At 42.6% G+C, this 22,149-nt stretch carries 15 protein-coding genes; 6 read left to right on the top strand and 9 right to left on the bottom strand.

The window, feature by feature from the left end; translation table 11 throughout:
• Nucleotides 1-16: 16 nt before the first annotated feature.
• Nucleotides 17-1,075, top strand: coding sequence for an HlyD family secretion protein (locus GSY63_RS09015; RefSeq protein ID WP_166585460.1), 1,059 nt, complete (start codon nt 17-19; stop codon nt 1,073-1,075).
• 12 nt (nt 1,076-1,087) lie between these two features.
• Nucleotides 1,088-2,629 (top strand): DHA2 family efflux MFS transporter permease subunit, encoded by a 1,542-nt coding sequence (locus GSY63_RS09020; protein ID WP_166585461.1) that lies wholly within the window; start codon nt 1,088-1,090, stop codon nt 2,627-2,629.
• Between the two features lie 310 nt (nt 2,630-2,939).
• Here the strand turns inward: GSY63_RS09020 and GSY63_RS09025 are convergent, their stop codons facing one another.
• The 4 genes from GSY63_RS09025 to GSY63_RS09040 all read right to left on the bottom strand — a co-directional run bounded on the left by GSY63_RS09025 (nt 2,940) and on the right by GSY63_RS09040 (nt 7,428).
• The gene (locus GSY63_RS09025) at nt 2,940-3,524 is read right to left on the bottom strand and encodes a carboxymuconolactone decarboxylase family protein (RefSeq protein ID WP_166585462.1); all 585 of its coding nucleotides are present in this window, start codon (nt 3,522-3,524) and stop codon (nt 2,940-2,942) included.
• Between the two features lie 72 nt (nt 3,525-3,596).
• Nucleotides 3,597-4,142: a peroxiredoxin gene (locus tag GSY63_RS09030; RefSeq protein ID WP_166585463.1), complete on the bottom strand. Its 546-nt coding sequence runs from the start codon at nt 4,140-4,142 to the stop codon at nt 3,597-3,599.
• Between the two features lie 200 nt (nt 4,143-4,342).
• On the bottom strand, nt 4,343-6,442 hold the full coding sequence (locus tag GSY63_RS09035; protein WP_166585464.1) for an LruC domain-containing protein: 2,100 nt from the start codon (nt 6,440-6,442) through the stop codon (nt 4,343-4,345).
• Between the two features lie 257 nt (nt 6,443-6,699).
• On the bottom strand, nt 6,700-7,428 hold the full coding sequence (locus GSY63_RS09040; RefSeq protein ID WP_166585465.1) for a zinc metallopeptidase: 729 nt from the start codon (nt 7,426-7,428) through the stop codon (nt 6,700-6,702).
• A 50-nt stretch (nt 7,429-7,478) separates the two neighbouring features.
• Here GSY63_RS09040 and GSY63_RS09045 point away from each other — a divergent pair, with 50 nt between their 5' ends.
• A complete protein-coding gene (locus GSY63_RS09045; RefSeq protein WP_166585466.1) occupies nt 7,479-8,627 on the top strand; it encodes an NAD(P)/FAD-dependent oxidoreductase in 1,149 nt (382 codons plus the stop codon).
• A gap of 295 nt (nt 8,628-8,922) precedes the next feature.
• On the opposite strand, the gene GSY63_RS09050 is transcribed toward GSY63_RS09045, so the two are convergent.
• On the bottom strand, nt 8,923-10,227 hold the full coding sequence (locus GSY63_RS09050) for a UDP-N-acetylmuramoyl-tripeptide--D-alanyl-D-alanine ligase (protein WP_166585467.1): 1,305 nt from the start codon (nt 10,225-10,227) through the stop codon (nt 8,923-8,925).
• A 285-nt stretch (nt 10,228-10,512) separates the two neighbouring features.
• On the opposite strand from GSY63_RS09050, the gene GSY63_RS09055 reads away from it, so the two are divergent.
• Nucleotides 10,513-10,995: an HXXEE domain-containing protein gene (locus GSY63_RS09055; protein WP_166585468.1), complete on the top strand. Its 483-nt coding sequence runs from the start codon at nt 10,513-10,515 to the stop codon at nt 10,993-10,995.
• Between the two features lie 70 nt (nt 10,996-11,065).
• Here the strand turns inward: GSY63_RS09055 and GSY63_RS09060 are convergent, their stop codons facing one another.
• The 3 genes from GSY63_RS09060 to recQ form a co-directional block, all read right to left on the bottom strand.
• Nucleotides 11,066-11,905 carry an isocitrate lyase/PEP mutase family protein gene (locus GSY63_RS09060; protein WP_208094497.1) on the bottom strand — a complete coding sequence of 280 codons (840 nt, stop codon included), beginning with the start codon at nt 11,903-11,905 and terminating at the stop codon, nt 11,066-11,068.
• 89 nt (nt 11,906-11,994) lie between these two features.
• On the bottom strand, nt 11,995-13,191 hold the full coding sequence (gene fabV / locus GSY63_RS09065; RefSeq protein WP_166585469.1) for an enoyl-ACP reductase FabV: 1,197 nt from the start codon (nt 13,189-13,191) through the stop codon (nt 11,995-11,997).
• A 70-nt stretch (nt 13,192-13,261) separates the two neighbouring features.
• Entirely contained in the window at nt 13,262-15,412 is a 2,151-nt protein-coding gene (recQ, locus tag GSY63_RS09070; RefSeq protein ID WP_166585470.1) for a DNA helicase RecQ, read from the bottom strand.
• 165 nt (nt 15,413-15,577) lie between these two features.
• On the opposite strand from recQ, the gene GSY63_RS09075 reads away from it, so the two are divergent.
• Entirely contained in the window at nt 15,578-16,846 is a 1,269-nt protein-coding gene (locus GSY63_RS09075) for a transmembrane protein 258 (protein ID WP_166585471.1), read from the top strand.
• A 151-nt stretch (nt 16,847-16,997) separates the two neighbouring features.
• Nucleotides 16,998-19,490 carry a M14 metallopeptidase family protein gene (locus GSY63_RS09080; protein ID WP_166585472.1) on the top strand — a complete coding sequence of 831 codons (2,493 nt, stop codon included), beginning with the start codon at nt 16,998-17,000 and terminating at the stop codon, nt 19,488-19,490.
• Nucleotides 19,491-19,668: 178 nt separating this feature from the next.
• Here GSY63_RS09080 and GSY63_RS09085 read toward each other — a convergent pair whose 3' ends face one another.
• Nucleotides 19,669-22,131: an outer membrane beta-barrel family protein gene (locus tag GSY63_RS09085; protein WP_166585473.1), complete on the bottom strand. Its 2,463-nt coding sequence runs from the start codon at nt 22,129-22,131 to the stop codon at nt 19,669-19,671.
• Nucleotides 22,132-22,149 lie beyond the last annotated feature (18 nt).

The following is a 22,149-nucleotide window of genomic DNA, read 5'->3' on the forward strand; positions in this document are numbered from 1 at the left end:
AAACTCAAGAAATACAATGGCACAGGAACAAGAAGTACAAGAAACAAAAAAGAAACCAAATAAGGTAGTTCCTATCATATTAGGTGTTGTTTTACTGATAGGTATCGTTTTCGGTATCAAAGAATATATATACTTCAGCAAGCACGTTGATACTGATGATGCACAGATTGATGGCGATATCAGCCCGGTTGTTGCACGTGTAGGTGGTTATGTAGATAGCATTGCTTTTGAAGATAACCAACACGTTACTAAAGACCAGGTGTTAGTTAAAATTGACGACCGCGATTACAAAGTAAAATTAGAGCAGGCATTTGCTGCGCAAAAGGGCGCTGGTGCAAGTATCGGTGTTGGTCAGGCTCAAATTTTTCAATCTACAGCTAACTCTGCTAGCTATAAAGCTCAGGTAGCGGCAACTGCTGCGCATTTAGATAAAGCGCAAAAGGATTACGCTCGTTATGCAAACCTGGTAAAAGACGGTTCTATTACCCAACAACAATACGATCAGGCTAAAGCTGATTTAGATGTTGCTAAAGCGAACTACCAGGCAGCAAAAGATCAATACAATGCAGCATTAGTGCAAATTGGTACAACCCGCGACCAGTTAAAGGTTACCAATACTAGTGCAGACCAACGTCAGGCTGATGTTGACTTTGCAAAACTGCAATTATCATACACCACTATCTCTGCACCCGCTACTGGCGTAACATCTAAAAAGAGCATTCAGTTGGGTCAGTTAGTTCAGGCAGGTCAAACCTTATTTTCTATTGTTAATGATAACAGCCTTTACATTACTGCAAACTTTAAAGAAACGCAGCTTACTGACATTAAAAATGGTCAGAAAGTAGATGTAGAAGTCGATGCGTTCCCTGATATGAAAATTGAAGGTACTGTTTACAATTTTTCGCCTGCAACAGGTGCTAAGTTTTCATTATTGCCACCAGATAACGCTACCGGTAACTTTGTGAAGGTAGTACAACGTGTACCGGTTAAAATTAAATTAAACGCAGACAAAGCTACTTTGGATAAACTGCGTCCGGGCATGAGTGTAAACGTTTCTGTTAACATCAAAGAATAATTACAATTAACTATGGCTGAAACCGGCTTTAAAAAATGGATCATTACGATCACCGTTATCACGGCTTCTCTTTTAGAGCTGATTGATACCACGATCGTAAACGTAGCACTACCCCACATACAGGGTAACTTAGGTGCTACCCTCGAAGACGTAGCCTGGGTGGTGACTGGGTATGCGGTTGCCAACGTTATTATATTACCTATGTCTGGCTGGCTGGGAAGCCGGTTTGGGCGTAAGCAATACTTCCTGACATCTATTATCGTATTTACCATCGTATCATTCCTGTGCGGTAATGCGCATACTATGGATGAGCTAATCCTTTTCAGGGTATTGCAGGGTTTTGCAGGTGGTGGTTTGATTTCGACCGCTCAGGCAATTCTGATAGAAACCTGGCCGCGTGAGCAGATAGGCACCGCTACTGCCTTATTTGGTTTAGGTGCGGTAGTAGGCCCTACGGTGGGCCCAACCATTGGTGGCTGGATCGTAGAGAATTACTCATGGCCATGGATTTTTTATGTAAACATTCCTGTAGGTGCATTGGCCGCCTTCTGTACTATAACGTTTATTCGAGATACGCCTAAGGATACGAGTAAACCGGTAGACTGGTGGGGTATTATCCTACTGGCTATTACTGTAGGTAGCTTACAAACAATATTAGAAAAAGGTGAGAGTGAAGACTGGTTTGCTAAAACCTACATCTTAGTACTTACCATTGCAGCGGTTATAGGGTTCTTATTGTTCTTATGGCGCGAGTTAAGCACGGATCACCCTGTTGTAAACTTTAGCATTATGCGTCACCGAAGTTTTTCGGTGGGTATGTTTACATCTTTCATATTGGGCTTTGGCTTGTATGGATCTGTGTTTGTGTTTCCGGTATTTTGCCAGAACTTGTTAGGCTTTAATGCGCAGCAAACAGGAGAGCTATTGTTCCCTGGTGGTTTGTGTACCATTGCCATGATGCCATTTATTGGTAAAATGCTTAACAAGGGTATACCTGCCCAGTTTATGGCTACAATAGGCATGTTCTTGTTCTTTGTGTTCACCAATATGCTTAGCCACTCTACACTGGCAACCGGCGAAAAGGATGTGTTGATACCATTGCTTATTCGCGGCGTTGGTATGGCCTTACTATTTGTACCTTTAACTACATTGGCTATGGCCGACCTTAAAGGTGCAGAAATTGGTCAGGGTTCGGGTTTAAATAATATGATGCGCCAGTTAGGCGGTTCTTTCGGTATCGCGGTATTAACAACCATCATCCACACTCGTCAAGGTTTACACAGAAACAATCTGCTGGTTAACATTAACCAATACAACCCGGCTTTCACCGAGCGTTTTAATGGTTACGTACATGCATTTATGGCAAAAGGAAGTTCGATGCTGGATGCCACAGCTATGGCCTACCATGCCATGGAAGGCGTTGTAACCCGGCAGTCGTTGCTGCTAACTTATGATGACGCTTATTGGTTATCGGGCCTGGTGATGCTGTTCTCGATACCGCTTCTGTACTTGCAGCCGTTCAAGAAATTAAAGGCTGTTGCAGATGCTCACTAAAAATTGATAATAAATTTTCGAAATCCCGGTTGCTCTAAGTAGCCGGGATTTTTTGTTAAAAACCGACCGAGGTATAGAAACAGAAAAGCCGCTCAGTTGACCTCTGAGCGGCTTATCAAAAAAATACAATTAAAAATAGTCTTCCCCCGAGCACACACGACTTGTATAATGGAAACGAAGGTTGCTTAATCTTCTATAAAATTAAATATTTTATTCCGTTAAAAACAAAAAATTATTAACAGGTAATTAAAATGCAAAGGCCTCTGTATGAATATACAGAGGCCTTTGCCGTGCGCTTTGTTAACAAGTGTTAATAAACCACCTTGCCTGTGGCTGTCACTAAAGATGCAATTCGCACCGCATCGAAGATGCGCTCTTCGGTAGTTCCTAATTTAATTAAAGAGTCTTCGTGTGCATTAACGCACATTTCGCAGCCGTTAACAGCAGAAATGGCAAGGCTCATTAATTCAAAAAATTCTTTACCTGTTACAGGTTTCATCATTAACTGCATGCGGATACGTGCAGGTATTTGTGTGTACTTCTCTTTTTGAGTGAAGTGTCTGAAACGGTAAAATATATTGTTTGATGCCAGTAAAGAAGCACAGCCAACAGCTTCGGCAATATCGGCCGCTGTAGCGCCTTGTTCTTCTGCATATTTCGTATAGTAGTTTGTAAGTGCCTTATTGTTGTTGTTAACAGCGGTGCTTAGGCCAAGCAGGGCGCACTCTTTAGTACTAAGATGCTCAGAGGTAAGAGTGCTGTTAAAATTCAATTTAAGGTCACGTACGTAGCGCGATTCGCCATTCTCTAACAAAGTAAGGGCTTCGGTACGATAAGATTTATCTAAGGCTACGCTTTCCAGCAGTTCCTGGATTACTTCGGTAGTTTCGCTCATTTTTTTAATTTTTTTGTAGACAGGAAATAAGAATCCCCGTAAGGTTTGCTCACGGGGATCATATTGGGTTAATTATACAGTTAGAGTTTCCTGGCCTTTTTCCCAGTTGCAAGGGCAAAGCTCGTCGGTTTGTAAGCCGTCCAGTACGCGTAAAACTTCTTTAACGTTACGGCCAACGTTTAAATCGTTAACGCTAACCCAACGAACGATACCGGTTGGATCAACGATGAAAGTAGCACGGTAAGCAATTTTTTCTGTTGGCTCTAAAATACCCAGCTCTTCAGCCAATGATTTTGAAGTATCAGCTAACATAGGGAATTTAAGATCGCGCAAATCGTCGTGATCTCTTCTCCATGCAGCGTGAACAAACTCAGAATCTGTAGAAGCACCGATTAAGCGTGCATCGCGGTCGCGGAATTCGCCATAAGCTTTGTTGAACTCGGCAATTTCTGTAGGGCACACAAAAGTGAAATCTTTTGGCCACCAGAACATTACAGTCCAAACGTTATCGTCATTAACTAAATAGTCAGAAGAAATATCTTCAAACTCTTTACCTTTTTCTATACTAACTACAGCTTTTTTATTAAAAGCGGGGAATTTTTGACCGATTGTTATCATAATGTATTATCTGTTAATTGTATTGCAAATATAGCCTAAAAAGCCCAAGGGCTTAAATTGAATGTTTTGATAGGCTATAGAATTTGTCTATAGTGTTTGTTGGGGTTATAGCTCTCTTGTGAAAAACCCTTAGGTGCTTTAATACAAGAAAAGCCACCCCGGGTAAAGGATGGCTTTCTGGATATATTAGATAGTTAAAATTATTTGCTGTAGATATTGCTTGTATTGCGGTAACCTGTAGCTGTATTGCTGTACCAGTCAAGGAAGCTAACACCGCCACCACTTGCCCAGTCTGCAAAGTGAGGATAAGCCTGGTTAATGTTAATACCTTCTATAGGGTATGCAAAGTCGCCGGTGAAGCCGATAGCCCATGGCCAGTTCTCTTTGCTCAGGTAGTAACGGTTTGCAGATGCAGATGAGTTATCATCATAAGTACCGAACAGTTTGGTATCTGCTTTATCAGTTGGCAGGTAACCTGGCAAGTGAATTTCATAACCCCTTCTCAGGTTGCTGATCAGGAATGGATTGAATGCCGTTGGAGTTAAAGTAGAAGCCGCAACCGGAGTGCTGAACATTACATCAACAGTAGCTGTTTGGCTGGTTACTTTATCCTTGCTGGTCAGCGTATTGATCAGGTAAGAACCGTCAGCATTTTTGATCAATGCTTCGTGGTTGTCGAAAGGAACAATAACTGCTTTAGTTTGTCCGGCTTCAACACCGTTAGAGGCAAGCGTAATATAATTGCTGATGAATTTTTGACCGGTTACAGATGATACCGCAGAGGCAGCAACTGGTAACTGTACACCAAAACCATTGTGGAATGAAGCACCTGCTGCACCGATAGTATAATCACCTTTCATTTCAACAACTGCGTTCGAAGCATTGCTGTAGAAAGTATAACGGAATTTAACTAACAAGTCGTTCAGGTCGTAATCGCCTTTAGATGGGAAGTTGTCTTCGAAAGCCAAAGTAGAATAAGTGCTTGCTGATGGATAGTAGCTGATGTAAGCTTTAGTAGCATCGTTAGGGAAAGCATCTAATTCGTCTGGAACACCATCGCCGTCAGTATCGCCACCTTTATCAATTGTAGCTACGCCATTGTTAGAGATTGCAGTAACAGGATTCGAAGTAGCGTAGATAACTAAGTCGTTAAAGTCGTTATCAGAACCACCATTTTGTCTGTTTTGATCTTCAAAGCCGAATAGGTACAGCTTGTGAACATCATCATATAACATCACATTGTGCTTTCTTAATGCGCTGGTGTTTTCTGGGTTAAAGTCGTCCTGGCTAAAGAATGCCTGGTTGCTGGTGTTAACTCCACTGCCGGTCCATGCATTTTGAATCAAGATGAAGCCTACTGATGTACCTGCATCAAACGTTCCTAATTTAACTTTATCGCCAGCTTTTAAACCGCCGCCCGAACCCGAGCCAGATGCGTTAGGGAAAATATAAGTAACCTTATCGATACCGTTAGAATTGGTACCACTAGTAACCTGTTTTGGAGGATTACTTGTTTTATAGGTATAATAAGCCAGGGTATTTTGGTAGCCAGCACCTTCTGCAACGAACGTAACCCATACATCAGATTTTGCAGTAAGGTTTATGGTATGTACCGCGCTTGATGCTAAATATTCAGGGTGAGTAGACGGAACTGATTTACCTTCTGGCAATGATGCGTTGATGTAAGATAATAAAGAGGCATCGATAACATCGCCTGTAGCCTCAAGGTAAGCTGGGCGGCCTAAATTGGTTGGGCTGGTAAATGCATTTGAAGATGTGTAACCGGTAGGGTAACCAACATCTACCTGTGTAGTACCATTTACAGCTTTTGTTGAGTTTGCAGAAATCGCAACAGTATTAATGGCATCAGGAATAATATCGCCGCTATAGCCGTCTTTACCGCCAATAACTGCCGTTATTGAACCATTGTTAATCGCAGCAGTCGCGTTACGCATTAAACCTACATAAGCAGGGTCGATAACTAATTTATCTACTGAAGAAGCAACAGTTACTTTTGCAGTAAGGTTACCAGATTTATCGGTAACGCCTTTAAATATAGATGATGAAGCATCTGTGTTACCTGGAAGATAAACGCTAACGATAACGCCAGATACGGCACCACCAACATTGTCTTTTAAGCTAACATTTAAATTAACAGTTTTAGTGGTTGAAAAATTGAAACCGTCCGGAGCAATTTTGTTTAAACCTGTTTCGGGAGTTGTTCCCGAATTGTTGTCTTTTTTACATGATGTAAAGGCTGCAACAGAAGCCAAAGCACAAATTGTAAATAATTTTTTCATAACGTTTTAACCTATCGTAATATCTCTCTTTTGAGATTTCGGTTAAGGCAAAAAAAACTCCAAAAATTGAAAATTGAACCAAATGGCTGTATTTCAGTCATTTATACATATTCCCTTAAGTTGTGTAGTTTTTTGTGTAGAAAATTGTGGAATAATTGATACGGTTTTCGCACCAGGTAGCCCAAAAACGGGGAAAATAAAAATCCCCAACCGGGATTATCGGCCAGGGATTTTATATAATTAATTGCAGCTATAGGTTAATTGCGCCTGTTATTTAAAAACGAAACGTAATATAACAGTGTGGCTAGTGAACCAAGTGCTGCAACAACGTAAGTCATGGCGGCCCACCAGAGGGCGTCTTTAGCTTGTTCGTGCTCTTCGCTGGTTTGCATTACGCTATAGTTATTGTTTAGCCAAGCCAATGCACGCTGACTGGCATCAAACTCAACCGGCAGCGTAATAAAGCTAAATAAGGTAACCAATGCCAGCGCCGCAATGCCTATCATTAATATATAGGGACTGTTGGAGAAAATCATCAGCATAACACCGATCATCAGCGTCCATTGTACTAATTTGGAAGCCACACTAATTACAGGCACAATTGCTGTGCGCAAACTTAACCAGCTGTAAGCCTTGGCATGTTGAACCGCGTGCCCACACTCGTGTGCTGCAACAGCAGCAGCGGCCACGCTTCGGCTGTAAAATACGTCCGGGCTTAAGTTTACCGTTTTATCTTCGGGGTTGTAATGGTCGGTTAGTTGGCCTTCCACAGAAATCACCTGCACATCCATAATGTAGTTATCGCGCAGCATCTTTTGAGCTACTTCGGCACCTGTTAATCCAGACGAAAGCGGCACTTCAGCATATTTCTGAAACTTGTTCCTGAAACGCGATTGTACAATAAAACTCACCAATGCCACGCCGATCATCAAGACCCAGGCAGAAGAGTAGCCTATGTATGCAGTAATAAATGAGAAATGTATCATCTTTATATGTTTATAATAAGTGATTCAAAAAGTATTCCGCATTTTAAAAAATGACAGTCGCAGATCAGGCATTTTCTTATTGGGAACGCACCGCATTTATTGACGAGGCCGGTGTGCTAATTATAGGCAGCGGACTGGTTGGTCTAAGTGCTGCACTGCATCTGAAACAGCAACAACCTGCTATTAAAGTTACAGTTTTAGATCGTGGTTTTTTACCAAGCGGTGCAAGCACAAAAAATGCGGGTTTTGCCTGTCTTGGTACCGTTTCGGAGCAGTTGGCTTATATCAGTCGCTCGTCGGAGGTTGAGATGCTGCGCATGGTTGACTACAAATACCGGGGATTGCAACGCCTGCGGAAAAATCTTGGAGATGCCAATATTCGCTACGAGCAAAATGGCGGTTACGAGTTATTTACCCGCGAAGAAAAGCAGGAAGCGGAAATGGCTGCGGACAACATTTCGTACCTAAATAAAATTTTAAGTACAGTTATTGGTGATACTGACATTTATGCAGTTGCGGATGCTAAAATTGCAGGCTTTGGTTTTCAGGGAGTTAACCGAATGGTGGTTAATAAATACGAAGGACAGATCCATACAGGATATATGATGCGCACGCTCCTTCTCAGAGCTTACGAGACCGGAGTTTTAGTGCTGAATAATTGTGTGGTTGATAGAATTGAAACGAACAATAATTACATATGTTTAAGTACCTCGCAGGGAAATTTCAGAGCAAAGAAGGTTATCGTAGCTAACAATGCCTTCGCCAAACAGCTTTACTCTGATCTAGATGTAGTGCCAGGCCGTGGCCAGGTATTAGTAACCAAACCTATAGACGGTTTAAAACTGAAAGGCACTTACCATTTTAACGAAGGCTACTATTATTTCCGCAACATAGATGGCCGTATTCTTTTCGGCGGTGGCCGTAACCTCAATTTTAAGGCCGAAGAAACTATCGATTTCGGAAATACCGAGCAAATCAAAAATCACTTACTAAAATATCTTCACGAAATGATCCTGCCCAATCAAGATGTTGAAATAGATTATTGGTGGAGCGGCATTATGGGTTTTGGTGAAGAGCTTAGCCCTATAATTAAGGAACTTGAACCCAATGTTTTTTGTGCCGTACGATGCAATGGCATGGGTGTAGCCATGGGCAGTTTGGTTGGCGAAGAAGTGGCGGATTTGGTATTGAAGAGCTAAGTAAGTGGTGCGTGGTGCAAAGCACCACATGCACCACTGTGTTCCTGCTTAAAAGTCATTTTCGACTAAATTAATTATATATCTGATTGGTATATAATTAATTGTAGAACGTGTGCCTTCGTAGAGGGATTCAAATGCACTACAATGCTCCTACTTAAAAGTCATTTTGCTGACAATAACTAATCAATTAGGGTGTCATGTTGAGGCACTCGAAACATAGTGGGTTGGCCTCTACGCGATACACTTCGAGTGCCTCAGTGGGACACCCTCGATAATCTGTAAGAGGCCCCAATCCTTAAAACAACTGCGTCAATCGCTCTAAAGCCATGCCTCGCGAACCCTTGATTAACACCGTAGCATGTTTAATAGGATTTTCTTTCAGCGCATTAATAGCTTCCTCTGTAGTCTCATAAAAATCGGCAGTAAATCCATTTTTCTGTTCGAAAAAAGCCTTTCCTATAAATATGCGATGGTTAACCGGCGCGGCGATAGCTTTTTGAATAATGGCCTTATGCTCGGCGGCAGACTCATCACCTAGTTCAAACATATCACCCAAAACCAAAACTTTGTCTTTAGCATCCATGGTGCTGATATTGTCTATCGCCACCGCCATGCTGCTCGGGTTGGCGTTGTAGTAATCGCAGATTAACGTATTATCGGCCGTTTGCATAATTTGCGAACGGTTGTTGGTTGGCTGATAACCGGCAATACCGGCGTTGATCTCTGCATCTTCCATTTTAAAATGAGTGCCAATGCAGATAGCTACGAGCATGTTATCCAGGTTGTAAGCACCCGTTAAATGCGAGTCGACCTCGTGACTTTTTCCGGATGGGCTAATCCACTCCAAAGAAACGTAAGGGGCGTTTTTGGTTACGTGGCCGCTGATTAAATTCCCTGCGTTTTTAGTGCCGTAGCCAATGGTTCCGTGCAGATCCCGGGCAGCCGCCATTTCGGCTAAAACCGGGCTGTCGGTGTTAATAAATATCGTTCTGTTGTTGGCCTTAAGATAATCGTACAGTTCGCCCTTGGCAATTTTTACTCCCTCGGTTCCACCAAATCCTTCTAGATGCGCTTTACCGACGTTGGTGATTAATCCGTGTGTTGGTTGCGAAATAGTGCAAAGCATCTCAATTTCTTTCTGATGGTTGGCGCCCATTTCAATTACGGCCATTTCGTGTTCCGGGGTAACCGACAGAATGCTCAACGGAACACCAATATGATTGTTCAGATTACCTTGGGTGGCGTAAGTATTAAAGCGCTGCGATAATACGGCTTTGATCAGCTCTTTTGTTGTGGTTTTACCGTTAGTGCCAGTAAGGCCAATAACCGGAATCTGCAATTGCTTGCGGTGGTAGCGGGCAAGATCCTGAAGTTGGGTTAGCGCATCATCTACCAAAATATATTGGTCGCTTAAGCGATAATGAGCGTTATCAATAATAGCGTAGGCAGCGCCGGCCTCAATGGCCTGCTGTGCAAAGCTGTTGGCATCAAAATTATCGCCCTTAAGCGCAAAGAATAAGCTGCCCGGTACAATTTTGCGGGTATCGGTACTAATTACGGGGTGCTGCAAAAACAGCTCATAAAGTTGTTCGGTAACCATGTGGTAAATATACAGGCTAAAAGTAAAAAGGTTATTTTGATATAAAGATTAATGATATTTTTTGATGTTCCAGCAGGGTCTCTCGATAGAGGACCCTGCGCTGTTTAAAACTCAGCGTCTCTCGGAGAGGACCCTGAGGGAAAACTAAAAACTTTTCACCGAGTATTTCAGGCCGTTCACCGCAAATAGAATTAGCCTAACCGCAAGCCCATTGTTGCAGGAGCGCGGGCAGGGTACTTTTGTTGAGTAATACAGAATTACTCAGCGATGGATAGGTTTTTTTTAATGGCATGGTTACTACCGCTCGCCATCATAGCACATATAATAGAAGAGTTTGTTTTCCCCGGCGGCTTTATCAAATGGTACCGGGATTACAAACCCGAAATAGCATCGAGCATTACCACAAGCCGGTTAACCTTGATTAATCTGGTTTTAGTGATAGCTTCTTTTATACCCTTGTTTTTTGGCACATGCACACAAGGCATATCCTGGTTGCTGGCTATTACATCTATACTGGCAGTAAACGCCATCTTTCATGTCGTGGGTAGCGGCCGAACCAAAACTTATTCGCCCGGCGAGATCACCGCAGTATTTTTGTATCTGCCATTCGCCATTTTTGTTAACTGGCACCTTTTGGCTACTCAGGCCATAACCTGGGATTATGCTGCGCAATGCTTCTTGGTGGGTATCGGGTACCATATTTGGTCGGCTTATGCACATAGGCAGCGTGCCATGAAGTTTGAGCAATATCAGTCGGCGGGTAAATAATTTCTTCGTCAACGCGTAAGCGTTTCTATATATACGGTAAAAGGTCTTCTGTTTTTAGGGGGACCTTTTTTTATTTAAAGATCTTGTTCAACTCGGTTGTTGGCGTAGCCATGTTGCCAAAGCCAAATGTACCATGCTGACGTACTTCTTCGGCAGCGGTAAGAAAGGATGAATAAGCTGCACGGAAAAATGCACCGCCTACACTTACCCTTTTCACACCGATGTCGGCCAGCATGTTTAACGAAAAATTGGTGTTAGGTATGCCCATAACTACGTTGATAGGGCATGGTGCTACAGCTTTTACTGCCGCTGTTATATCTTCTATTGTTTTGAATCCGGGAGCAAATACCACATCGGCGCCTGCTTCGGCAAATGCTTCTAACCTGCGGATGGTGTCTTTTAAATCGGTACTGCCATGAATTAAATTCTCGGCACGGGCCGTAAGAGTAAAGGGAATAGGCAAACTTTTGGCTGTGGCGACCGCTGCCTTCACACGCGCCAACGCATGTTCGAAACAATAGATAGGGCCAGCCGGATTGCCTGTTGCATCTTCTATCGAACCTCCGGCCAAACCCGCCTTGGCTGCCATTAAGATAGTTTCTGCACAAAACTCTGGATCGTCGCCAAAACAGTTTTCTAAATCGGCTGATACCGGTAAGTGGGTAGCCTCAACAACACTTCGTGCATTTAACAAGGTTTCCTCACGGGAAACTAAACCCTCGCCATCAACCCGGCCCATCGAAAAGGCTAAACCAGCACTGGTGGTAGCAATAGCTTCGAACCCCAAACTTGTTAATGTTTTGGCCGAGCCGGCATCCCAGGCGTTTGCCACTACAAATAAGCCACTGCGTTGATGGAGTAGTTTAAAGGTTTCTGCCTTTTGCTGTTGCGAAGTGTTTATAGTGCTCACGTGTTTCGGTTATATTCAAAGCTATACAAAAAAGAGGTTGCCTCAATATGCTTGAGACAACCTCTTTTATTATTTACGCCAGGAAGCATTTAGCTAACTAAGCCTGATACTTCTACTACTTCGTTAACATCTGCAGTATAGTCAACACCCGGAACTTCGAACCCGAATAGGTTCATAAAGTCCCCGTGATAGCCAGCCAGGTCACCAATTGATTTAAGCGACTCCGTATCGGCAATTTTCCATAGCTCGTCAACTTTGGCTTGCACATCCGGGCGCATTTCCCAATCGTCTATACGGATACGGCCTTTATCATCTGTAGGGATGGTGCTACCATTGTATAAACGCTGTTCGAATAAACGCTGGATCTGCTCTATGCAACCTTCGTGAATTCCTTCTGCTTTCATGGTTTTGTAAAGCAGGGAGATATACAATGGAATAACCGGAATTGCCGAGCTTGCCTGGGTAACCAATGCTTTGTTTACCGAGATCAAAGCTTTGCCATCGATAGCTTTTAAGCTGTCATTGATCTCGAAAGCAGTAGCTTCCAGATGGTCTTTTGCACGGCCAATGGTTCCTTTACGGTATACTTTTTCGGTTAAAGCTGGGCCTATGTAAGAGTAAGCAACAGTAACTACACCGTTAGCTAAAACATTAGCTTCTTTCATGGCATCAATCCACATTGCCCAATCTTCGCCACCCATAACTTCAACCGTGTTGGCAATTTCTTCTTCCGTAGCCGGGTTGATCGAAATTTCGGAAACTACGCCGGTATGAAAATCAACCGTTTTATTGGTAAAAACCTCGCCAATTGGTTTAATAACCGAGTTGTGTGCAACACCGGTTTTTGGGTTGGTGCGGCGTGGCGATGCCAGGCTATATATTACTAAATCAACCTGACCGAGTTCTTTTTTGATCAGGGCGATAGTTTTTTCTTTGATCTCGTCAGAGAAAGCGTCGCCGTTGATGCTTTTGGCGTACAGGCCAGCATCGTGAGCTTGCTTTTCGAATGCAGCAGTATTATACCAGCCAGCTGAACCCGGTTTACCCGGAGCAGGAGGTTTTTCGAAATATACACCAACAGTAGCCGCATCAGAACCAAAGGCACTGGTAATGCGCGAAGCCAGCCCGAAACCGGTAGAAGCGCCGATAACCAATACTTTAGCCGGACCACCGTCTATCGCTTTTTTAGATTTGATATAATTGATTTGGTTGATCACGTTTTGCTCGCATCCCGCAGGGTGGGCAGTTAAACAGATAAATCCACGTATTTTGGGTTCTATAACCATAACAGCTTATTTAAAATTGGGGCATATATAAGGATTATTTTGAAAACATCCCGTAAAAAGGTTCTTTACATTATGCTTCCCGCTTCAGCCAGCTTACCACGGCTTTGATCTCTGTGTAACTATAATTGTCGCCTAATACTTCTTTTAGGGGTGCTAATCGATCTCCGCCATAGCTTTCTACGGCATCTTTTATGACTGGGATCTTTTTTTGATCTACAAACTCGGTCACTTCAATTTCACCTGACTGAATAAAGGAACATAAATGGCCTTCGATGGTCATGGGCGATAAGTTGCGGATACCTGCAATTTCCACTATATCCATGCCCGATTTATACATGTCCAGGCTTTCGCGTTGTGTACCTCCGGATGAAGCCCGTGGACTTTTAGCTTTAGTCTTGGTTGCCTTAACCTTCCTGGTGCTGATCTTAGATGCCAGTCCATGTTGGTGGCAGTAGGCTAATATATCTTTTAGAAAAGCATCGCCGTAACGCTGCAGTTTTACCTCACCGAAGCCTGAAATGCGGCTCAACTCCTGCAAACTTTGCGGCAGGTAAGTTGCCATTTCCTGTAATGTAGCGTCGGACAAGATAATGTAAGCCGGCACATTCTCATTCATGGCCAGGTTAAAACGGGTAGTTTTTAATTGGTGCAATAAACCCGCTTCGTAAACCGACGGCTGGTTTTCGGCAACTTCTAACTCCATAGCCTCGGAAATAGAGAATTCTACCTTTTGCTGTCCCTTTAAAACTGGCTCGCTTGCGGCGGTGAGTTTAAGTATTGGATAGGCATCGTCGGTAACCTGTAAATAACCTTGTATAACTAACTGACCAATATAACGCTGCCATTCTGCTTTGCTCATATCGGCCCCAATACCGTAAGTTTTGAGTTGTTTAAATTCTTCGCGAATTTTCTCACTCCGCGACCCGCGCAAAAAATCGATCACGTAACCGGTACCGAAACGCTGATTAAGCCTATATACAGCCGAGAGTGCTTTTTGGGCAATTACAGTTCCGTCGACCTTCTTGAATTCGGTTAAACAAACATCGCACGAGCCGCAATGGTCGGGAAACTGCTCGTTAAAATAATGCATCAGATACTGGCGACGGCAGGTTTGTAGTTGGCAATACTTTACCATATCGTCCAGCTTTTTCAGCATAATGCGGCTTTGCTCTTCGTTACCGTCGACTTTCGCGAAGCGTTGCAATTTAAATGCATCGCCACCCGAGTAAAATAACAAGGCTTCGGAGGGTAAGCCATCACGACCGGCGCGACCGGTTTCCTGGTAATAACCTTCTATATTTTTAGGCAGATCGTAATGCACCACATAGCGCACGTTAGATTTATTGATGCCCATGCCGAAGGCAATCGTAGCTACCATAATTTTAACCTCGTCGCGTAGAAACTGATCCTGGTTGCGGGCCTTGGTTTCATTATCGAGACCAGCATGGTATGCCTTAGCCGCGTAGCCTTGCTTTTGCAGGTCAGCGGCAAGGTCTTCGGTATTCTGGCGGCTCAGGCAATAGATAATGCCCGAATCTTCTTTGTGCTCATCCAGGAAGTCGAGTAACTGATTGTAGGCATCGCGTTTAGGCGCTACCTTGTAGCTGATGTTCGGCCGGTTAAATGAGGATACAAATTCCCGGGGCTTACGCAGTGCTAATTTTTCGCGAATATCTTTCCGGGTCAGATCATCGGCGGTAGCAGTTAGCGCAATAACGGGCGTTTGCGGAAACTCTGTTTTAAAGTTGGCCAGCATCAGATATTCCGGCCGGAAATCGTGCCCCCAATGCGAGATACAGTGTGCCTCGTCTATAGCGATAAGGCTTACATTCAATGTTTTCAGAAATGATACCAACCGGCTTTCTGATCCAAACAAACGTTCGGGAGCCAGATAAAGTAATTTGATTTCGCCCGACTGCAGCCGACTAACAATCTGTTGTTGCTCGTTTGGGTTCTGAGTGGAATTTAAATAAGCTGCAGGTATGCCGTTAATATTCAGCGCATCCACCTGGTCTTTCATCAAGGCTATCAGCGGTGATATTACGATGGTTAGGCCACTAAGCAAAACCGCAGGTAACTGATAGCATAGCGACTTACCCCCACCCGTCGGCATGAGTACCAGGGCATCTCCGCCATCGAGTATCTGCTGAACAATAGCTTCCTGCTCGTGTCGGAATTCGGTATAACCAAAATATTTGTGTAAGGCCTGTTGGGGTGTCATTATACAAAGGTAAATAATGGTTAATTAAGTGGGTGTTTTATTGGGCTGATTAAGCTTTATTTCCAAATAGAACTTTCTTTTAAATACTTGAGATTGAACAAGTACATGGGGAGCAAAAAACACTATATTTAATTGATAGATATTTAATTACCTAAAGTTGCCACAATGGATATTTCTGAAAATACGCCCAATGGACACAACAATGAAGAAGGGTTGCGAGATTTAAAAAATGAACTAAATGAGGTTCAGGCCAAAGTCGAAAAGCTACAAGATAGTAAAAAGTGGTATAAAAACTATCCGTTTATCTTAAGTGTTATTGCCTTCTTATTTACGGCTGCTAACTCCCTTTATACAGTTTATTCTAATAAAAAAGAGAAGCAGGAAACAGCTATCAGTTCTGCGGCAAGTAGTATAAGAAATGAGATAAATGATCTGAAAAATGCTGAGAAGGAGTATTATCAACAGATGTCAAATGCTTACGTAGACAATAATATAAAAGCAAGCCTTTCAGGGATTTATTATTCTAAGATTAATCAGGTAACTTTTGATATATCAAAAAAAATGACTGATAAAATTGCAGCAATGTTGGAGCCAACAGCTTTAAATGATTATGCAAGGTATTTAGCATCAATTGGTCAAATTGGAGATGCTATTGATATGAATCTTTTGGCCTATAACAAATTAAGTCCTAAAAGTCAAACCTCTAAAAAAGACAAAGAAAAATATACTCAGGTTACTGTAATGCGGTCGTTGGGAAATTTATATAGTTTACCAGGGGATAGCCAAAGTTTGATCAAAAGTAGGTTTTATCGAAATGCCGCATTGAAACTTACCAAATCATATTTAGGGGAGTATGGTATTGAAAACACTATGTCGTCTTTCGAAATCTGGGCAGGTGACGAGTATAACAACTTTAATAACAAGAAATTTGCTAACAGCTTGATAGATAGCGCGATGTTTTATGCGCAAAAATTGCAGGAGTTTAACTCCAGAAAATATGATCATATCAGACGTTTAAGGCTTACCTATGATTATTTTAATAATAAGATGAATATCAACTTTAATTCTGGAAGCTGGGTAATATGGAGGGGCAGCAAAAAGATAGGGACTGCGTTTATCACGAATAATAATAATGCTTTTTTTATGGATATCGATATTCTTAAAAATGACACATTAAAAAAGCGTCTTGTTGGGAATGGATTATTTATAGGGTCTAATAAAATGAGATTCTCTTTGATTAATAGTTATCTTAAACATGCTAACGTAATTCAGTACAAAACGTTAAATCAGCCTGAAATTATTAATCAATTGATGTTTGAACAAAGACAGGCCACATTAGTATTGGATATCAAGGAGAATAAGCTTATAAATGCTGTATACAACGAAATGGAAACAAAACCAGAGTTATGGAGCTTGAAATTTGTTAGAAATTAGGTTAACGCAATTATAACTAATGAGAGTGGGCTATGTGCAATCCGATAATTTTCATTTAGATCTTATGATGTAGCTAAATCTATAAAAATCAATCCTATTCAACCCAGATACACTAACTTTTAAATTCTTTATTTAGCTTTAGCTTAACATTATGCATAAAAAACTTTACTCACTTGTTTTAATGCTGAGCTTTAGCCTTGCTGCACTTGCTCAGCAGATCAAATCGCCTTCCGAATTTCTGGGTTACAAACTTGGCGACCAGTTTACCCCTCACTATCGCATTGCCGAATATTTTAGGTATGTAGCTGGCGTTTCTAAAAACATTAAGCTGCAGCAATATGGCACTACCAACGAGGGTCGCCCTTTGATGCTGGCTTTCATAGCATCCGACGAAAACATTGGCCGGTTGGACGAGATCCGCGATAACAATATGAAACTTGCCGGCCTTACACCCGGCACCGGCTCGACCGGCGGACCGGTGGTTTTGTGGTTAAGTTACAATGTGCATGGCAATGAGCCGGCATCAAGCGAGGCTGCCATGCAAACGCTGTATGACTTGGTGAATACCGGCAACGCACAAACACAACAGTGGCTAAAAAACACGGTGATCATTATAGACCCGTGTTTAAACCCCGATGGACGCGACCGCTACGTTAACTTCTATAATTCGGTACGCGGCGTTACGCCCGACCCATATAACCAGGCTCGCGAACACATGGAGCCCTGGCCGGGTGGTAGGGTAAATCACTATTACTTCGATCTTAACCGCGACTGGGCATGGCAAACGCAAAAAGAAGTTCAGGCCCGTTTGGTAGTATTTAACCAATGGCTGCCACAAATTCACGTTGATTACCACGAACAAGGTTATAATAACCCATACTATTTTGCCCCAGCTGCAGAGCCTTTTCACAAAGATATCACCGTTTGGCAGCGCGAGTTTCAAACCATCATCGGTAAAAACAACGCCAAATATTTTGATCAGCACGGTTGGACTTATTTTACCAAGGAGGAGTTTGACCTCCTATACCCATCTTACGGCGACACCTATCCTATTTACAACGGCTCCATAGGGATGACGTTTGAGCAGGGCGGTATTAGCGCTGGTCTGGCTGTACTAACCCGCAGTGGCGATACGCTAACCCTGGCCGACCGTATAGAGCACCACCATACTACAGGTTTAAGTACCATCGAAATGGCCTCCGCTTACGCCACCAAATTGCTTACCGAATACAAAAAGTTTTTTGATAACGGCCGCACCAACCCGCCGGGCGAATACAAAGGCTACGTGATCAAAAATGATAACGACGACAAAATGGATATGCTGGCGGAATTGCTTACCAAAAACGGAATCAAATACAGCTTTGGCTTGAATCATACTGCCGCTGGTTATAACTATTTTAACGGTAAGCAAGAGAACTTCGATGTTAAGCCGAAGGACATGGTGATCAGTGCATACCAACCGAAAGCGGTTTTGCTAAATGTATTGCTGGAGCCTAAAACTTTTATTCCCGACTCTAATACCTATGATATTACTGCTTGGTCTTTACCCTACGCGTATGGGTTAAAAGCCTATGGTTTGAAAGAACCACTTGCTAACCCTTCGCCAAAAAGTATGACACCCGAATCAGCCTCGGCGCAGGTAACTCTTACGCATGCTTACGCCTATGCCCTGCCTTGGCAATCGGTAACGGACGTGAAGTTTTTAGCCGAGTTATATAAGAATCATATAAAAGTTCGCTACTCTGAAACCCCGTTTGAAGCGGGTGGTAAAAAGTTTAGCGCAGGTTCGCTGGTTGTTGAGCGTGCCGGGAATAACCGGGCCGATTTTGATAAAATGGTAACCGATATAGCAGCTCGCAACAACCGCAAACCGGTTGCCTTAACTTCGGGTTTTGTTGAAAAGGGAGCCGATCTGGGTTCGTCGTCTATCCGCAGCATGCGCCAACCAAAGGTAATGTTGTTAACCGGCGATCAGATAAATTCAGAAGAAATGGGCGAGATCTGGCATCTGTTTGAGCAACAGATTAATTACCCTGTTACCTTGGTGCGGGTGCAGGATTTGAACCGGATTAAGATCAGTGATTTCGACGTCGCTATCTTCCCCGACGGTAACTATAACGATTTGCCTTTGGATAAACTGCAAGGCTGGATTCGCGATGGTGGTCGGTTAATTGCCCTTGGCGACGCCGTTGGTGCGTTGGTTGGCAAAGGCTCATTCGGCATAAAACGCAAAGAGGATAAAAAGGACGACGCTAAAAGCAAACCAATACGTACTTATGAAGCCCGCAATCGAGACGATTTAAAATCATCCGTACCCGGGGCTATCTATAAGATTAATCTCGACAATACCCATCCGCTTGGTTTTGGTTACCCTAACTACTATTATACCCTTAAACTTAGTGACGATGTTTACGACTTTTTTGGCGACGAGGGCTGGAACGTGGGTACTGTTAAAAAAGACAATTATGTATCGGGTTTTGTGGGGCAGAAATCAAAAGCCAAAATTGTAGATGGTATGTTGATTGGTGTTGAAAGCATGGGGCGAGGCTCGGTAGTTTATTTTGTTGACGATCCACTATTCCGCAGTTTCTGGGAAAACGGAAAACTGATGTTCAGCAACGCGGTGTTTATGGTAGGACAGTAAGCTGCCAGAATCAAGAATCGAGAGACAAGAATCAAGATGTTTTGTTAGGCGAATAAACAAAAGGGAAGGAAGATTTAATCTTCCTTCCCTTTTAATTTATACAGATCATCTTAATTCTTGTAATTCTCTTCTTTTTGAAGAAAGTCTTGATTCTTGTCTCTCGATTCTTGACTCTCTTTTATTGGTTTTTCACGCGGTTCTTTTCATCATCTGCGCCGGTTTGATGATCGCGGCTTTTGATTTTGCTGTTGCCAAAGTTGTAGGTAAAAGTTAAGCGCCCTACGCGGGTTTCGTTCTTTTGGTGTATATCGATAATGTTATCATTAGAACGGGCAATCACATTGTTTTTGCGGGTGTTAAATATGTCGCTTACAGATAATTTTATGTTCAGCTTTTTATCTGCGAATGATTTACTTAATCCTCCATCAAAATTATATTGTGGTTTAATGGTATAATAACCGTATTGTAGTTCTGACTGATAATTAGTCATAAACTCGGCTTTAAAGGTTTTGGTTATTTTAAACGTGCTGGTAGTTTTAAGCTGGAAGGCTGCTTTGCCACCGTTTAAGTATCCATTGTAAACAGAACCGGGTTGCGGGGTATCATTACCAGATTTAAAGCCCAGGTAAAAGCCTGTGAAATTAACGTTGCCACTCCACCACTTAGTAAAAGTATAAGGAACGTTAAGATTTAAATTGTAAGAATCTTGCGACTGTAGATTCAACGTTGTTTGGTAAGTTGCTTTTTTAACAGTATCGGTTACAATAACCTCGGTAATTACATCGGTGGTATGGCTATAACCAAAAGTTACGTTGATGTTATGATTATAGGTGTAGTTAACCTCGAAAGAATTGGTGTATTGGGGTTTTAAAAACGGGTTACCTTGCATATAAGTGTATTGATCGAGGTAATAAACAAAGGGGTTAAGATCTTCATAACTTGGACGATCGATACGGCGGCTGTAGTTAAATCCAATTTCGTTTTTATCATTGATGGTGTGGTTAATAAACGCACTTGGGAAAAAGTTAAGATAACTGCGGTCGACCACCTGGTGGCTGCTAACTAAATTTCCATTTGAAGTAGTATTCTCAGCCCTTACGCCAAATTGGATAGATGTTTTCTTAAAGCTTTTGCTGAAATTTAAGTAGCCGGCACCAATTTTTTCGGTATAAATAAAGTGGTTGGTACGGGTACTGTCATTAACATATCCTGTCGGGGTGCTAATCTGGGCTTCCAGATCATTGTCGGTTTTTACGTTACTGTATTTGGCGCCAAATTCCAGTTTAGTGGTTTTGTTGAATGGGAGTGTGTAATCTGCCTTAGCTGTGCGGATGTCGATAGTTGATGGTGTTTGGTTTCTTAGCATCGATGGCGTGCCTGCCGGGGTGCCGTTTATATTATAATAGTAAGTGTCGTATTGGGCGTTGGAGTTGTTGTTAAATTTAGAATAATCCAAATCTACACTTAAGGCCTGTCCGGCGGTGTCTATCTCTAATTTATCATTAATGTTGAAAGCAAAGTTCTTATAAGTTTGGCTGATGGTTGTCAGCGTGTTTTGATAAGAAGAAAATACCGAAGGTTGGCTACCGATATAAGTAGTATTGTTGTTGTTGCTGCCATCTGGATTATAATAACCACTGGCAACAAATCCAAGCGTGTTTTTTGAAGTCATGGCGAAGTCTGCGCCCACACGATAGTTGTTGTAGTGGTTGTCGTCCAACATTTTAGTTTTCTGGCTAAAATAGGTAGTGCTGTCTGCGCCGGGTACGCTGCGATCTATGCGGATGTTGTTTTCGCGTTTGTTGTCGCCGCGGCTCAATGTTCCGAAGAAGCTAAATTTACCTTGCTTATGATTTAGCGTTAAGCTGGTATTATCGCGAAAATATTTACCTAAAGCTGCGGTTGCTGTTAAATTGCCATTTGTACCACTTTCGCGGTTCTTTTTAAGTTTAATGTTGATGATACCAGAATTACCCGCAGCATCATATTTAGCTGATGGGTTGCTGATGATCTCCAATGATTGGATGGTATTACCGTCTGTAGAGCGCAGTAGCGTGGCTAATTGGGCTGCCGACAAATAAGTAAGCTTATCATTGATCATTACGGTAACGCCTTGTTTGCCGTTTAAGCTGATGTTATCGTCCTTATCAACACTAACGCCCGGAGCTTTTTCCAGAATTTCCATTGCTGAATTACCCGCAGCCAAAACGCTGTTTTCTACGTTTACTACGGTGCGGTCGCTGCGGCGTTCAATTAAGGGTTTGGTAGCCACAATGTTAACTGCACTTAAGGTTTTGCTGGCTGGCAGCATTTTAATAACGGGTACAATAACGTTTACCGCACCAACGGTTATAGGTGTTAGGCCTTTTTGGTAGCCTACCATGGTTGCTTTGATCACATAGTTGCCCGGACGGATACCGGCAAAGCTGTAAGCGCCGCTTTCATTAGAGAGCCCACCTTTAACCACAACAGAATCTTTTGCTTTTAGCAGGCTTACGGTAGCAAAGTCGGCAGGTTTACCCTGTTCGTTAACAAGCGAGCCCGATACCTTTACGGCAGATACGGAGCTTTGGGCCCTCGCTGCGGAAAATCCGGTAACGAGGCATATAAAACATATAAATTTATTGATGATCGGTTTCATGAGATGTGTGATTGGTAG

The organism is Mucilaginibacter agri (assembly GCF_009928685.1).
GTDB lineage: Bacteria > Bacteroidota > Bacteroidia > Sphingobacteriales > Sphingobacteriaceae > Mucilaginibacter > Mucilaginibacter agri.

Bases quoted from the DNA above. Each gene is read 5' to 3' on its own strand.
- GSY63_RS09015 (WP_166585460.1), top strand. From the start codon at position 17: ATGGCACAGGAACAAGAAGTACAAGAAACAAAAAAGAAACCAAATAAG.
- GSY63_RS09020 (WP_166585461.1), top strand. From the start codon at position 1,088: ATGGCTGAAACCGGCTTTAAAAAATGGATCATTACGATCACCGTTATC.
- GSY63_RS09025 (WP_166585462.1), bottom strand. From the start codon at position 3,524: ATGAGCGAAACTACCGAAGTAATCCAGGAACTGCTGGAAAGCGTAGCC.
- GSY63_RS09030 (WP_166585463.1), bottom strand. From the start codon at position 4,142: ATGATAACAATCGGTCAAAAATTCCCCGCTTTTAATAAAAAAGCTGTA.
- GSY63_RS09035 (WP_166585464.1), bottom strand. From the start codon at position 6,442: ATGAAAAAATTATTTACAATTTGTGCTTTGGCTTCTGTTGCAGCCTTT.
- GSY63_RS09040 (WP_166585465.1), bottom strand. From the start codon at position 7,428: ATGATACATTTCTCATTTATTACTGCATACATAGGCTACTCTTCTGCC.
- GSY63_RS09045 (WP_166585466.1), top strand. From the start codon at position 7,479: ATGACAGTCGCAGATCAGGCATTTTCTTATTGGGAACGCACCGCATTT.
- GSY63_RS09050 (WP_166585467.1), bottom strand. From the start codon at position 10,227: ATGGTTACCGAACAACTTTATGAGCTGTTTTTGCAGCACCCCGTAATT.
- GSY63_RS09055 (WP_166585468.1), top strand. From the start codon at position 10,513: ATGGCATGGTTACTACCGCTCGCCATCATAGCACATATAATAGAAGAG.
- fabV (WP_166585469.1), bottom strand. From the start codon at position 13,191: ATGGTTATAGAACCCAAAATACGTGGATTTATCTGTTTAACTGCCCAC.
- recQ (WP_166585470.1), bottom strand. From the start codon at position 15,412: ATGACACCCCAACAGGCCTTACACAAATATTTTGGTTATACCGAATTC.
- GSY63_RS09075 (WP_166585471.1), top strand. From the start codon at position 15,578: ATGGATATTTCTGAAAATACGCCCAATGGACACAACAATGAAGAAGGG.
- GSY63_RS09080 (WP_166585472.1), top strand. From the start codon at position 16,998: ATGCATAAAAAACTTTACTCACTTGTTTTAATGCTGAGCTTTAGCCTT.
- GSY63_RS09085 (WP_166585473.1), bottom strand. From the start codon at position 22,131: ATGAAACCGATCATCAATAAATTTATATGTTTTATATGCCTCGTTACC.